This is a genomic window from Ramlibacter sp. (assembly GCF_028291745.1).
Lineage (GTDB): Bacteria > Pseudomonadota > Gammaproteobacteria > Burkholderiales > Burkholderiaceae_C > Ramlibacter.
This window is the reverse complement of record NZ_JAQGNQ010000019.1, coordinates 1-13,334: the sequence shown is the minus strand read 5'-3', so window position 1 is coordinate 13,334 and position 13,334 is coordinate 1. Positions and strand designations below refer to the sequence as shown.

Sequence of the window (13,334 nt, the reverse complement as noted above, 5' to 3'; positions counted from 1 at the left end):
GCCTCGCAGCCTCAGAGGCCGGCGGATTGCAGCTTCACCCGGCCGCGCGGGGTGTCGAGCACGGCGCAGAGATCCGCCTCGCCCTGCTTCACCGTCACCCCCTGCAACGCGATGGCCTCGTGCGCGCGGCGCAGGGTCGCGGCGTCCGGGTGGCTTGCGGCCAGCGATTGCAAGGTGACGCCCGACTCCGGCATGGCAGCGGCGGGATGGTTGGCGCCCCACTCGATCAGTGTCGGTACGGTGCCGGCCAGCAGGCGCTTGCCATCGGCACGGATGCCGATCTGCCACTGCAACAGGCCGCGCGGCGTCATGCGCGAAGCGGCGATTGCCTCGCCGCCATCCAGGCCGCAAGCGCGCAGCGCGGCGAGTGCCTGGGGCAGGTCCGGCACGCTGGCCGCGAACTGCAGCAGGCGCGGGCCGCTGGCGGCCAGCGTGTCGCGCACGGTCTCGTCGTCGAGGTCGAACCAGCGCTGCGGGCGTTGCGCCGCGCGCCCGGGTTGCACGGCGATGATCTCGAGATAGACGCGCGGATGATCGACCGTGGCGATGCGCAGCAGGCGGTTGTGCGTGCCCATGAGGGGATGCTCGCCGCCCGGGCCGGGCGCCACGCCCAGCGTGGCTTCGCACCAGGCAGCGCCTTCCTCGAGCGAGGCCGCCGCGATCACCACGTGGTCGATGCGCGCAGTCATGTCATAGCCTCACCTGGCCGTCGATACAGGTGACGCTGGCGCCGCCGATCCAGATCTCGCCATCGGCCGTGCGTTCCGCGTGCACGCGGCCGGCGCGCTGCAAGGCCGTGCCTTGGGCGGCGACATAGCGCTGCGGCGCCGCGCCCGACCCGATCAGCCATTGCGCGAGGCCGGCGTTCAGGCTGCCGGTGACGGGGTCCTCCACCATGCCCTTGTTGGTGGCGAAGAAGGCGCGGACCTCGAAGGCGCAATCGTCACCCTCGGCGTGCGAGCCGACCACGCCGACCTTGCCGCGCGGGCCCACCACGCCCACGTCGAGGCCGGCCAGGATGGCGGCGTCGGGGTTCAGCGCCAGCACCTGCTGCGCCGACTGCAGCATGATCCCGCGCCAGTTCGGCCCGTTGTCGCACCAGGCATGGCTCACGATGTCGCCGCGGGCGACGCCCAGGCCGCGCGCGATCAGCGCCACGTCCGCTTCGGGCAGCGGACCGCTCTTGCGCAGTGGCGGCGCCGCGAACGCGAGGCGCTGGCCGTCACGCCGGATCTTCACCAGGCCGACTCCGCACTCCTGCACGATGAACTCGCCCTGCGGTCGCCCGCCCGCTTCGAGCCACGCATGGCAGCTGCCCAGCGTGGGATGGCCGGCGAACGGCAGCTCGCGGCCCGGGCAGAAGATGCGCAGCCGGTAGTCGGCCCCGGCCTGCGTGGGCGGCAGCAGGAAGGTCGCTTCCGACAGGTTGGTCCAGTTGGTGAAGTCCTGCATCTGCGTATCGGACAGGCCCTGGCCATCGAGCACCACCGCCACCGGGTTGCCCCGATAGGGCTGCTGCGTGAACACGTCGACTTGCTTGAAGGCTCGCATGGTTTCAGCTCAGTGGAAGGTCGAGGACGCCACGGGCGGCGGGCAGTTGGCGGATGCCGTCGTACCAGCGTTGCAGATGGGGATGCGCGGGGTGCACCAGCGGCAGGCCCCACCAGCGATGCATCTCGCAGGCGATCGGAATGTCGGCGATGGTGAGGCTTTCGCCGGCCATGAAGGGCCGTTGTGCCAGATGGCCATCGAGCACCGTCAACCAGCGTTCCGTCTCGAGGATCGACTGCTCGATCGCCGGCCGATCCTGCTGCGCCTCGGGCGTGCGCACCAGCTGCCAGAAGGCGTCGCGGCCGGCGCGGTTGAGCGTGGTCTGTTGCCAGTCCATCCAGCGCTCGGCATCGAAGCGCCGGGGCAACTCGCGCGGATAGAGCGTGCCTTCGCCGTGCCGCGCGCCGAGGTAGCGCACGATCACGTTGGATTCCCAGAGCACCAGTCCCTGGTCCTCGATCGTCGGCACCAGCGCGTTGGGGTTGCGCGCGAGGTAGTCGGCGCTGCGCGTGAGGCCGAACTCGCGCCCGGCGTCGATGCGCTCGAATGGCAGTTCCAGCAATTGCGCGGTGAGCACCACTTTGCGCACGTTGATGGAAGAGATGCGGCCCCAGATCTTCAACATCGGTGTCAGCCTCTCAGGTTGGTGCGGATGGTCGAAGCGAGACCAGCGATGCCGCGATCGATCTGCTCGCGCGTGGCGGTCACGAACGAAAGGCGCAGCGTACGCGGATCGGGCGCTGCCGCATAGAACGCGGCGCCCGGCACGTAGGCGATGCCTTGTTCCACCGCCTTGGGCAGCAGCGTCATGGCGTCCATGCCTTGCGGCAGACGCGCCCACAGGAACATGCCGCCGTCGGGCGTGTTCCAGCGGACGTCCAGGCCCTGCATCTCGCGGTCGAGCGCGGCCAGCATCGCGTCGCGCTGGCTGCGATAGAGCGCGCGGATGGTGGGCACGTGGCGGTCCAGGAAGCCGTCGCGCAGCACCTCGGCGACCACGCGCTGGTTGAAGCTGGGGCTGTGCAGGTCGGCGGCCTGCTTGGCCTGCAGCAGCTTCGGCGCGATGGCGCGCGGCGCGATCATGTAGCCCAGGCGCAATCCCGGCGCCAGCACCTTGGAGAAGGAGCCGAGATAGATGCATCCTCCCGGGTGGCGCGCGGTGAGCGGCGCGGGCGGCGGCGTGTCGAACCAGAGGTCGCCGTAGGGGTTGTCTTCGACGATCGGCAGGGCCAGTTCGCGCGTGGTCTGCATCACGGCCTGCCGGCGCGCCTCGCCCATCGTGCGGCCGGTGGGGTTCTGGAAGTTCGGCAGCAGGTAGAGGAAGCGCGCGCCGCTGCGCTTGGCGGCGAGGTCGGCCACGTCGATCCCTTCGGCATCGCTGGCGACACCCACCGCTTCGGGCTCCATCGGGGCGAAGGCCTGCAGCGCTCCGAGATAGGTGGGCGTCTCCACCAGCACCCGGCTGTCGGCATCGAGCAGCACCTTGGCGACGAGGTCCAGGCCCTGCTGCGAACCCGTGGTGATCAGCACATCGTCGGGATCGACCGGCCACGGCAGCATGGCCGCGACCGCTTCGCGCAGCGGGCCGTAGCCTTCGCTCGCGGCGTATTGCAGCGCGCTGCGACCGTCCTCGCGCAGCACGCGGGCGCAGGCTGCGGCGAAGGCGTCGACCGGAAAGGTGTGCGGCGAGGGCAGGCCGCCGGCGAAGCTGATGATGCCGGGCCGCTCGGTCACTTTCAGGATCTCGCGGATGAACGAGGGGTTCATGCGTTCGGCGCGGCGCGCCAGGGTCCAGCCCGTGGCCGGTGGCAGGTCGTGGGGATTCATGGCGTCTCCAGGGCGGGTGTGGGGCTGGCGATGGCGGGCGAGCGGCGCACGGGCATGCGGCGACCGGCGAACACGGTGGCGATCACCGCCAGCGCGAAACCGAGCGTGACCGCGTCGAGCCGCTCGCCGAGCAGGGGCACGGCGAACAGCATGCTGAGAAAGGGTTGTACCAGCTGCACCTGGCTGACCCGCACGGTGCCGCCGAGGGCGAGACCGCGGTACCACGCGAAGAAGCCGATCCACATCGAGAACACGGCGAGATAGGCGAAGGCCCACCAGGCGCTGGTTGGGAGCGCGACTGCGGGCCGGGTCCACCAGGCCGCTGGCAAGGTCACCGGCCAGGCGATCACCAGTGCCCAGCAGATCACGTGCTCGGCGCGCATGCGCTGCGACAGGCGTGCGCCATAGGCATAGCCGACCGCGGCGCAGGCCATCGCGGCGAGCAGCAGCGCGTCCGCCAGGTGCAGGCTCACGCCGGCGCCGGAGCGCAGCACCGCGAAGCCGACCACCAGCACGCTGCCCAGGCCAGCGCACAGCCAGAAGCCGGTGGACGGCCGCTGGCGATGCAGCAGCGCACCCACCAGCGCGGTAGCGAGCGGCAGCACGCCCACGATCACGCTGGCATGCACGGCCTGCACGTAGCGCATCGCCACCGAGGTGAACAGCGGAAAGCCGAACACCACGCCGGCCGATGTCAGCACCAGCGGCCAGCAGTCCGCCCGACGCGGCAGCGGTGCCCGCGTGGCCAGCAGGAACAGCGCGGACAGCAGCGCCGCGACGGCCGCGCGCCCGAGCGCGATGAACACGCCGGACATCAGCGGCGCCTCGGGCGTGCCGACGGCCATGCGTGTCATCGGCAGCGTCAACGCGAAGATCGCGACGCCGGCAAATCCCAGCCACAGGCCCAGGCGCTCGGGTTTCATAGTTTCGCCATCCAGCCGGCGGTGCCCACCAGCACCAACGCCAGCATGCGGTTGAACCAGAGCAGGCGCTGACCTTGCGCGAGCCAGTTCCGCAGCAGCGAACCCACCAGCGCATAGGTGAAGTTGCTGGCGAAGGCGAACAGCGCCATGAAGCCGCAGATGATCGCCAGCCGCTCGCCGGGATTGCGCGCCGGCGCAGCGCCTGCGTTCACCACCCAGCCGGCGGTGAGCGTCAACGCCAGCATCCAGGCCTTGATGTTCAGGAACTGCAGGCCGACGCCTTGCCAGAAGGTCACGCGCAAACGCGCGGCATCGACCTGCGCCAGCTGGCCGGCGCGCGCGAGCTTCCAGGCGAGCCACAGCATGTAGGCGATGCCGGCGATCTTCACCGCCCAACGCAAGGCCGGCAGGCCCAGCACCAGCGCGCCCAGGCCGAGGCCGCTGCCCGCCATCAGCACCGTCCAACCCGCGGGCACGGCGAGGCAGAAGCGCAGCGCGCGCTTGAGGCCGCCGTTGGCCGCCAGCGCGGTGGCGAGGGTCGTGTTCGGCCCCGGCGAAAAACTCATCGCAGTGCAGAACAACAGCAGGGCAGTGATTTCGGCGGGGCTCATGGGGTGGGGACTTGCGGGTGCATCGGGGCCAATGTAATCTTGGGCAGCAATACACCACCAGTACAGTTTTTCGGGTCACTCGCGTGATCTGTACTGGCTGGCGTGCCAGTACACGAGGCCCTCCCATGCTGATGAAGACCCCCTCCCAGTCGCTCACCGAGCAGCTCGCGGGACGCTTTGGCGAACGCATCCGCAATCGCCTGCTCGTGCCCGGGGCGCGGCTGCCTTCCGTGCGCCAGTGCGCGCAGCAGCACGGGGTGAGTCCCTCCACCGTGGTCGCGGCGTACGACCAGTTGCTGGCGCAGGGCCTGGTGGAGGCGCGCAAGAACCGCGGCTTCTTCGTGCGCGAGGCGGCGCCCGCGCCGGCGGAGACCGAGCAGGCCGGCGAGTCCGCCCACCCGCCCGGGTGGAACGCGGCGCACTGGCTGGTGGCGCGCCGCGGGCCGGCGGCGCCGGTGAACGCGACGGCGCTGATCCGCGGCATGTTCCACAAGATCAGCGACAAGCCGCAGCCCGGGATGGGTGTCTTTCCCTCGGACTGGCTGGAGACGACCTTCATGCCGGCGGCGGTGCGCAAGGTCACCAACACGCGCACGCTGCACGAGTTCTCGCTGCAATACGGCGAGCCGCTGGGCGACGCGGGCCTGCGGCGCGCGCTTGCGACCAGGCTCGCCGCGCTGAGCGTGCCGGCGTCGCCCGAGCAGATCATCACCTCGGTGGGCGCGACCCACGCGCTGGACATCGTCAGCCGCACCCTGCTGCGCCCCGGCGACCCGGTGATGGTGGAGGAGCCGGGCTGGGCGGTGGAGTTCGCGCGCCTGACCGCCCTGGGCATGCGCCTGCTGCCGGTGCCGCGGCGCGCCGACGGCCCCGACCTCGAGGTGATGGCGAAGTACTGCGCGCTGCACAAGCCCAAGCTCTATGTCAGCGTGAGCGTGTTCCACAACCCGACCAGCTATTGCCTGTCACCCGGCAGCGCGCACCGGATCCTGCAACTGGCCAACCAGCACGACTTCCACATCGTCGAAGACGACACCTACAGCCACATCGCACCGACGCATGCGACACGCCTTTGCGCACTGGACGGCCTGCAGCGAACGATCTATGTCAGTGGCTTCGCCAAGATCGTGGCGCCCAACTGGCGCATCGGCTTCCTGGCGGCACCGCCGGCGCTGGTGGAGCAATTGCTGGACACCAAGCTGCTGGCGACACTGACCACGCCGGCGCTGCTGGAAAAGGCATTGGCCCTGTGCATCGAGCAGGGCCACTTGCGCCGCCACTGCGAACGCATACGCACCCGGCTGGACGGCGCGCGCAGCCGCAGCGTCAAGCTCGCCCTGCAGGCAGGCTGCCGCTTCGCCGCCGAACCGGCGGGCCTGTTCGGATGGGTGGACACGGGCGTCGATACCGATGTCCTTTCGCAGCGCATGATGGACGAGGGCTACCTGCTCGCGCCCGGCGCGCTGTTCCATGCCGAACGCACGCCCAGCACGCTGATGCGCATCAACTTCACGACCGCGCAGGACGCGACTTTCTGGAAGCGCTACGCGGAACTCGTGAAGAAGATGTGAGCGGCCTCAGAGCATCTGTTCGGGGGCGAAGGGGCCCAGCACGCGCACCATCAGCTTGAGCTTGGCGCTTGCGCCCGGTTCGCTGGTCTCGCTGGGGAAGGAGGCGCCGGCCGGCGCCTGCCAGTAGAAATGGCCGTCGCGGCGTTCCAGCCGGTACGCCGCGGTGGTGAGGGTCGTCTCGACCTGCTGCGTGGCCTGCTGCGCCACGGCGGCACTGCGGATCACCAGGCCGACCTCGCTGTTCTTCAGCGCGGAGCGCAGGTCCAGGTTCATGGAGCCGATCATCGCCAGGCGCTGGTCGATGATCACCACCTTGGAGTGCAGGCTCGCGCGCGAGGTGCCGCCCTTGGAACCGCCCACGCCGCTGCCCAGCCAGGTGCCGCGGTGTTCGTTGCTGCCGGCACCGTGGGAGCCGAGCAGCTTGTTTGCGGTGTCCGGATCGGAGCGCATCTCGTAGATCTCGACACCCATGGCCAGCAGGCCGTCGCGGAAGCGGGCATAGCCGGCATGCGCCGCTGGCGCGTCGTTGGACGCGAGCGAATTCGTCAGCACCCGGATGCGCACGCCGCGTTGCCGCAACTGCTGGTAGACGGCCATCATGTGGTCGCCGGGGACGAAGTACGGCGAGATGATCAGCACGTCGCGCTGCGCCTGCTGGATCAGGCTCAGGAGGCCGTCGATCGCGGTGTCGCCGGCGTTCACCTCGTCGTCGTCGGGGCCGACTTTGCCGGGCTTGTCGGCCAGCAAGGTGGACGGTGCCCAGATGAGGGGCACGGTGTTCAAGTCGATGGGCGTGCGCTCCGCCTGCGCCGCCTCCGCGGGCGTCACCGTGGGCAGCACGGTTTGCGACAAGGTCACCGGCAAGACCTGGCCCTGCGCTTGCACGCCCGGGGTGCCGGGTGCGCCGGAAGCCGAGGGTTCCGGCTTGCGCAAGGCGTCGAGGTCTTCGGGATCGAGCAGCGTCTGCACCGGGTAGGCCAGCTCGTCGTTCCAGAAGCGGTCGAAGCTCGTGGACATGTCGCGCACGATCCGGCCGACCGCGAGCACGTCGAGGTCCACGAAGTTCTCCTTGTCCCCCGTCCCGAAGTACATGTCACCGAGGTTGCGGCCGCCGGTGATGCCCCAGGCGTTGTCGGCGATGAACAGCTTGTTGTGCATGCGCTTTTGCATGCTGCTGAAATCGTGCATCGAGCTGAGGATGCGCGCGGCCATGTTGCGGCGCGAGCCGGTGAGCGGATTGAACAGGCGCATCTGCACGTTGGGCTCGAAGGCCAGGCGCAGCACCTGCGCGTCCTCGCCCACCGAGTTGAAGTCGTCCAGCAGGATGCGCACGCGCACGCCGCGCCGCGCGGCCTCCCGCACGCGCTGCAGGATCACCTCGGTGCTGGAGTCCGCATGGATGGCGTAGTACTGCAGGTCGAGCGTGCGCTGCGCTCCGTCGACCAGAGAGAGCCGGCTGGCCAGCGCGGCGTCCACCCCGCCGAGCAGGTAGAAGGCGGAGTCGCTGCGCGCGCCAGCCTGCGCTCGCCGGTCCTGCGCGAGCTGGCCAAGCGCGGTGCTTTCCGGCTGCGCGAGCGCCGCCGAAGGGACCCGCCCGATGTTGGCCGGCAGGCTGGCGCAGCCGCTGGCCCAGCCCAGGAAGAAGGCCGTGATGAACCAGCGGAAGATCCGCGGCCACAGGGGCGCGGCGAGGGAAACGCTGGGTACGGGCGGGCAGGTCTGCATGGTGCAGCGACTGTAGCCGCCGAGTTGGCCCTGCGGGCCGGCGGCAAGGTCAGCAGGGGCCGCCAGTGATTGCGGGCCGGCGCCTACAGCTGACCCAGGGCTTCCCAGCGCTCGAGTGCCGCCATCAGTTCCTCTTCGATGCGCTCGCCGCGGGCCGCCAGTTGCTGCGCCCGGCCGGGATCGTCGCGGTAGACGGCGCCGGAGGCGAGTTCGGCCTGGATGGACTTCTGCTCCTGCTCCAGCGATGCGATCAGGCCGGGCAGCGCATCGAGCTCGCGCTGCTCCTTGAAGCCCAGCTTGCGGCGCGCGGCGGCGGGGGTAGCCGGCACCGGCGTGGCGGGCGCCTTCTCGCGGGTCGCGGTCGCGGTCGTGGGCGTCGGCGTGGCCGGGGCGGCGTTCGCTTCGGCGATCGCGCGCGCGCGGCGCGACTGCGTCAGCCAGTCCTCGACCCCGCCTTCGTATTCGCGCCAGCGGCCGTCACCCTCGAAGGCGATGGTGCTGGTGACCACGTTGTCCAGGAACGCGCGATCGTGGCTCACCAGGAACACCGTGCCCTCGTAGTCCTGCAGCAGTTCCTCGAGCAGTTCGAGGGTGTCGATGTCGAGGTCGTTGGTCGGCTCGTCCAGCACCAGCACGTTGGCGGGACGGGCAAACAGCCGCGCCAGCAGCAGGCGGTTGCGCTCGCCGCCCGAGAGCGATCGCACCGGGGAGTTGGAACGGGCGGGCGAGAACAGGAAGTCACCCAGATAGCTCTTGACGTGCTTGCGCTGGCGGCCGATCTCGATCCATTCGCTGCCGGGGCTGATGAAGTCCTCCAGCGTCGCATTGGGGTCGATCGCAGTGCGCATCTGGTCGAAATAGGCGACCTGCAGGTTCGCACCCTGGCGCACCTTGCCGGCGTCGGCGGCGAGCTCTCCGAGAATCAGCTTGAGCAGCGTCGTCTTGCCGGAGCCGTTGGGCCCGACCAGGCCGACCTTGTCGCCGCGCAGGATGGTGGCGGTGAAGTCCCGCACGACCGTCTGCTCGCCGAAGGACTTGGTGACCTTGGTGAGCTCCGCCACGATCTTGCCGCTGGCCTGGCCCGTCGCCACGTCCATGCTGACGCGGCCCAGCGCGTCGCGCCGCGCGGTCCGCCGGTTGCGCAGTTGCTCCAGCCGCGTGATGCGGCCCTGCGCGCGCGTGCGCCGCGCCTCGACCCCCTTGCGGATCCAGATTTCTTCCTGCGCCAGCAGCTTGTCCGCCTTGGCGTTGATCACCGCCTCGTACGCGAGCTGCTCCTGCTTCAACGCCTGGTACCTGCTGAAATTGCCCGGATACGACAGCAGCTTGCCGCGATCGAGTTCGACGATGCGCGTGGCGACCCCATCGAGAAACGCGCGGTCGTGCGTGATCAGCATGACGCTGCCACGATATTCCCGCAGCAGGCCTTCGAGCCACTCGATGGAATCCAGGTCCAGGTGGTTCGTGGGTTCGTCCAGCAACAGCACGTCGGGTCGGCGCACCAGCGCCTGGGCGAGGGCCACCCGCTTGCGGTTGCCGCCCGAGAGCGAGCCAATGCGCGTCTCGGGTTCCAGGTGCAGTCGATGCAGGGTTTCGTCAACGCGTTGCTGCCAGTTCCAGCCGTCCTGCGCCTCGATGCGGCCCTGCAGCGAATCCAGGTCGCCGCGGCCATGGGTGTAGTCGTCGATGAAGCCGATGACGTCGGCCAGGCCGGATTGCACCGCGTCGAACACGGTGGCCTCGTCGGCCAGCACCGGCTCCTGCGCGACGAAGGCCGTGTGCAGGCCCTGCTGGCGCTGGATCTCGCCGTCGTCGGGACGCTCGAAGCCGGCGAGGATGCGCAGCATCGACGACTTGCCGGCGCCGTTGCGGCCGATCAGGCCCACGCGTTCGCCCGCTTCGAGTGAAAAGTCCGCGTGGTCGAGGAGGGCCACGTGCCCGAAGGCGAGCTGGGCGTCGGCGAGCGTGATCAGGGCCATGGATTGCGTAGCAAAGCCAGTGAGCGTATCACCGCAGCCGCCGGTCGGTCTGGTGGCTCGTCGTGCGCGGATGGGCTGGCTATAGTGGGACCTGCTGTACGAGGAGGGGTTCCGTGGACCTGAATGTCAATGGTGCGCGCCTGCAGGTGGAGGCCGATCCGGCGATGCCCCTGCTGTGGGTGCTGCGCGACCTGTTGCAGCTGACCGGGACGAAGTACGGCTGCGGCATTGCCGCCTGCGGTGCGTGCACCGTGCGCATCGACGGCCAGGCGGTGCGGTCGTGCGTGATGCCGGTGGGCAGCGTCGCCGGCCAGGCGGTGCAGACGATCGAGGGGCTGGGCACGGCGGCGCGGCCGCATCCGCTGCAGGTCGCGTGGATCGCCGAACAGGTGCCCCAGTGCGGCTACTGCCAGAGCGGCATGCTGATGGCGGCGGCCGCACTGCTGCAGCACAAGCCCAAGCCGAGCGATGCCGACATCAACGAGGCGATGACGAACATCTGCCGTTGCGGCACCTACCAGCGCGTGCGGGCGGCGATCCGCCGGGCCTCCGGGGCCAAGGCGTGAGGCGGCGCGCCTGGCTGCTGGGGACCACGGCCGGCGCGGGCGCGCTGCTGGTGGGCTGGGCCGCGCTGCCGCAGCGCTCGCGCGTGGGCCTGGCTGCCATGATGCAGCCGGGGGAAGGCGACTTCGCGCTCAATGGCTGGATCAAGATCCTGCCCGATGGCGGCGTGGTGCTGGCCATGCCGCGCAGCGAGATGGGGCAGGGCGTGCACACGGCGCTGCCGCAACTCGCGGCGGAAGAACTGGACGTGCCGCTGTCGTCGGTACGGATCGAGCAAGCGGGCTGGGATGCGATCTACGGCAACGTCGCCATGCTGCTGGGCAACCTGCCGTTTCATCCGGGTGAGGAAGAACGCGAAGACGGCTTTGGCCGGGTGAAGGCGGGGCGCTGGCTGGTCGGCAAGCTGGCGCGCGAGCTGGGGCTGAACGCCACCGGCGGATCGACCAGCGTGGCCGATGCGTGGGACGTGGTGCGCGGGGCGGCCGCGACGGCGCGAGCCTCGCTGCTTGGGGCGGCGTCCCTGCGCTGGAAGCTGCCGACGGAGGAACTGCGGGTGGTCGATGGCGTGGTCTCGCATCCTTCGGGGCGATCGGCCAGCTACGGCGACCTGGCGCGCAGCGCATCGGCCACGCCGCCCGGTGAGGTGCAACTGAAGGACCGCAAGGCCTGGCGCGTGATCGGCCAGCCGGTACAGCGGCTGGATGTGCCGGCCAAGGTGAATGGCAGTGCGCGCTTCGGGCTCGACGTGCGCGTGCCCGGAATGCGGTTCGCGGCCTTGCGGCTGGCGCCCCGGATCGGCGGTGCACCGGGGCGCGTGGACGCGAGCGCGGCCCTGGCCATGCCGGGCGTGGAGCGGCTCGTCGTGCTGCCGGCCTATGCCGGCTCGACGGCGGGTATTGCGGTGGTCGCACAGAGCTACTGGCAGGCCAAGCGCGCCGTCGACGCCGTGCAGGTCGATTGGCAGCGCCCGGTTGGCGCGGCGCTGGACACGCGGCAGATCGCGCGCGACCTCGAGCAGGCGGTGAAAACCGGCGACGCGCATGCGTTCTACACGCGGGGGAACGTCGATGCCCCCGCCTCGCCCGGCTCGCGCATGCTGGAGGCCTGGTACAGCGCGCCCTTCCTTGCTCACGCGACGATGGAGCCGATGAACGCGACCGCGCGGGTGACCGGCGACCGCGTGGAAGTCTGGACGCCGACCCAGGTCCCGCAGATGTGCCGTGCTGCGGCCGCGCGCGTGGCCGGCGTGCCGGAGGACCATGTGGAGCTCTCCGTCACCTTGCTGGGTGGGGGCTTCGGGCGCCGGCTGGAAGTCGATTACGTGGCGCAGGCCGTGCGCGTAGCCATGGACGTGCCCGGGGTGGCCGTGCAATTGATCTGGCCGCGCGAGGAGGACATGCGGCACGACTTCTACCGGCCCATGCAGGTGGCACGCTTGCGCGCGACGATCGACGCCAGCGGCATGCCGGTGGCTCTGCAGGTCCGCTCCGCCGGCGATGCGATTTCGCCGCGCTGGATCGAGCGCGGCATGCCGCAGCTGGCCGGGCCGATCGATCTGCCGGACAAGACCGCCTCCGAGGGGCTGTTCGACCAGCCGTATGGCTTCGCGCGCCAGCGCATCGAGCACGTGTTCGCGCACACGGGCGTGCCGGTGGGGTTCTGGCGGTCCGTCGGGCATTCGCACAACGCCTTCTTCACCGAGGGCTTCATCGACGAGCTTGCCACCGAGCTGCGGCGCGATGCGGTGGCGTTGCGGCGGACGCTGCTGAAGGATTCGCCGCGGCACCTGGCCGTGCTGGAGGCGGCTGTCGAGCGGTCCGGCTGGGCCACGCGGCCGCTGCCGTCGGGGCACGCACGTGGCTTCGCCCTGCATGAGTCCTTCGGCTCCGTGGTGGCTCAGGTGGTGGAGGCTTCGATCGAGCAGGGTGTGCCGCGCGTGCACCGGGTGGTCTGCGCCATCGACTGCGGGACCGTGGTGAACCCGCAGATCGTTGCCCAGCAGATGGAGGGGGCGGTGGTCTTCGGATTGACCGCCGCGCTGCACGGTCGCATCGACATCGTCGATGGTGTCGTGCGCCAGGGAAACTTCCCCGACTATCCGATGGTCCGAATGGCTTCGGCGCCCGTGGTGGAGACCTGGATCGTCCCGAGCGAGAGGACGCCCGCGGGCGTCGGCGAACCCGGGGTGCCGCCACTCGCGCCAGCGCTGGCCGCGGCGCTGTTTGCGTTGACTGGACAGCGGTACCGCTCGTTACCGCTGGTCCAGTTTGGGTAGGTGTTTTCCCCGTGCTATAGTCGCGGCCTTCGCTGACGACGGCGCTCCGCAAGCGCGGCGCCGGAGTTGGAGAAGAAAGCGGCCTCGCCGGAAACGACCGGAAATTCAGTATAGAATCGAGGGCTTCGCTGACAGCGACAACCGAAAGGTTGTGGCAGCCAGCAGAGACCGCAGGGTTTGACGGGACACTTTAAAACGTGTCATAATCGAAGGCTTCGCTGATCGCAGCGGGGTAGGCAGGAAACGAAGGCGAGCTTGAAGAAAGCGGACTGGAGTGACTGCCCGGATCGTTAACAATATACAGCCGA

11 protein-coding genes are annotated in these 13,334 nt (G+C 69.9%); 3 read left to right on the top strand and 8 right to left on the bottom strand.

Going from position 1 to position 13,334, the window contains the following annotated elements:
- Window positions 1-11: 11 nt before the first annotated feature.
- The 6 genes from JWP60_RS02870 to JWP60_RS02845 are packed head-to-tail and all read right to left on the bottom strand — an operon-like array spanning window position 12 to window position 4,912.
- Window positions 12-689 (bottom strand): VOC family protein, encoded by a 678-nt coding sequence (locus JWP60_RS02870; RefSeq protein WP_299786190.1) that lies wholly within the window; start codon window positions 687-689, stop codon window positions 12-14.
- 1 nt (window position 690) lies between these two features.
- Window positions 691-1,551, bottom strand: a complete 861-nt coding sequence (locus JWP60_RS02865; RefSeq protein WP_299786188.1) for a PhzF family phenazine biosynthesis protein — start codon at window positions 1,549-1,551, stop codon at window positions 691-693.
- 4 nt (window positions 1,552-1,555) lie between these two features.
- Window positions 1,556-2,176: a glutathione S-transferase N-terminal domain-containing protein gene (locus JWP60_RS02860; RefSeq protein ID WP_299786186.1), complete on the bottom strand. Its 621-nt coding sequence runs from the start codon at window positions 2,174-2,176 to the stop codon at window positions 1,556-1,558.
- Window positions 2,177-2,181: 5 nt separating this feature from the next.
- Complete coding sequence (locus JWP60_RS02855) at window positions 2,182-3,378, bottom strand: PLP-dependent aminotransferase family protein (protein ID WP_299786184.1); 1,197 nt, start codon at window positions 3,376-3,378, stop codon at window positions 2,182-2,184.
- Complete coding sequence (locus JWP60_RS02850; RefSeq protein WP_299786182.1) at window positions 3,375-4,301, bottom strand: DMT family transporter; 927 nt, start codon at window positions 4,299-4,301, stop codon at window positions 3,375-3,377. The genes JWP60_RS02855 and JWP60_RS02850 overlap by 4 nt, the downstream gene beginning before the upstream one ends.
- Entirely contained in the window at window positions 4,298-4,912 is a 615-nt protein-coding gene (locus JWP60_RS02845) for a LysE family translocator (protein ID WP_299786180.1), read from the bottom strand. Before JWP60_RS02845 ends, JWP60_RS02850 begins: the two co-directional genes overlap by 4 nt.
- A 125-nt stretch (window positions 4,913-5,037) precedes the next feature.
- On the opposite strand from JWP60_RS02845, the gene JWP60_RS02840 reads away from it, so the two are divergent.
- Window positions 5,038-6,483, top strand: a complete 1,446-nt coding sequence (locus JWP60_RS02840; protein WP_299786178.1) for a PLP-dependent aminotransferase family protein — start codon at window positions 5,038-5,040, stop codon at window positions 6,481-6,483.
- Between the two features lie 6 nt (window positions 6,484-6,489).
- On the opposite strand, the gene JWP60_RS02835 is transcribed toward JWP60_RS02840, so the two are convergent.
- Together JWP60_RS02835 and JWP60_RS02830 are read right to left on the bottom strand one after the other, a co-directional pair.
- Entirely contained in the window at window positions 6,490-8,208 is a 1,719-nt protein-coding gene (locus tag JWP60_RS02835; protein ID WP_299786176.1) for a phospholipase D family protein, read from the bottom strand.
- Between the two features lie 83 nt (window positions 8,209-8,291).
- Window positions 8,292-10,187 carry an ATP-binding cassette domain-containing protein gene (locus JWP60_RS02830; RefSeq protein WP_299786174.1) on the bottom strand — a complete coding sequence of 632 codons (1,896 nt, stop codon included), beginning with the start codon at window positions 10,185-10,187 and terminating at the stop codon, window positions 8,292-8,294.
- A gap of 113 nt (window positions 10,188-10,300) precedes the next feature.
- On the opposite strand from JWP60_RS02830, the gene JWP60_RS02825 reads away from it, so the two are divergent.
- A complete protein-coding gene (locus tag JWP60_RS02825; RefSeq protein WP_299786172.1) occupies window positions 10,301-10,753 on the top strand; it encodes a (2Fe-2S)-binding protein in 453 nt (150 codons plus the stop codon).
- Complete coding sequence (locus JWP60_RS02820) at window positions 10,750-13,026, top strand: molybdopterin cofactor-binding domain-containing protein (protein ID WP_299786170.1); 2,277 nt, start codon at window positions 10,750-10,752, stop codon at window positions 13,024-13,026. The genes JWP60_RS02825 and JWP60_RS02820 overlap by 4 nt, the downstream gene beginning before the upstream one ends.
- The last annotated feature ends 308 nt before the right edge of the window (window positions 13,027-13,334 follow it).

What these genes read in the sequence shown, in the direction of transcription:
- JWP60_RS02855 (WP_299786184.1), bottom strand. Translation starts at nt 3,378, where the DNA reads ATGAATCCCCACGACCTGCCACCGGCCACGGGCTGGACCCTGGCGCGC.
- JWP60_RS02870 (WP_299786190.1), bottom strand. Translation starts at nt 689, where the DNA reads ATGACTGCGCGCATCGACCACGTGGTGATCGCGGCGGCCTCGCTCGAG.
- JWP60_RS02840 (WP_299786178.1), top strand. Translation starts at nt 5,038, where the DNA reads ATGCTGATGAAGACCCCCTCCCAGTCGCTCACCGAGCAGCTCGCGGGA.
- JWP60_RS02845 (WP_299786180.1), bottom strand. Translation starts at nt 4,912, where the DNA reads ATGAGCCCCGCCGAAATCACTGCCCTGCTGTTGTTCTGCACTGCGATG.
- JWP60_RS02865 (WP_299786188.1), bottom strand. Translation starts at nt 1,551, where the DNA reads ATGCGAGCCTTCAAGCAAGTCGACGTGTTCACGCAGCAGCCCTATCGG.
- JWP60_RS02850 (WP_299786182.1), bottom strand. Translation starts at nt 4,301, where the DNA reads ATGAAACCCGAGCGCCTGGGCCTGTGGCTGGGATTTGCCGGCGTCGCG.
- JWP60_RS02860 (WP_299786186.1), bottom strand. Translation starts at nt 2,176, where the DNA reads ATGTTGAAGATCTGGGGCCGCATCTCTTCCATCAACGTGCGCAAAGTG.
- JWP60_RS02835 (WP_299786176.1), bottom strand. Translation starts at nt 8,208, where the DNA reads ATGCAGACCTGCCCGCCCGTACCCAGCGTTTCCCTCGCCGCGCCCCTG.
- JWP60_RS02830 (WP_299786174.1), bottom strand. Translation starts at nt 10,187, where the DNA reads ATGGCCCTGATCACGCTCGCCGACGCCCAGCTCGCCTTCGGGCACGTG.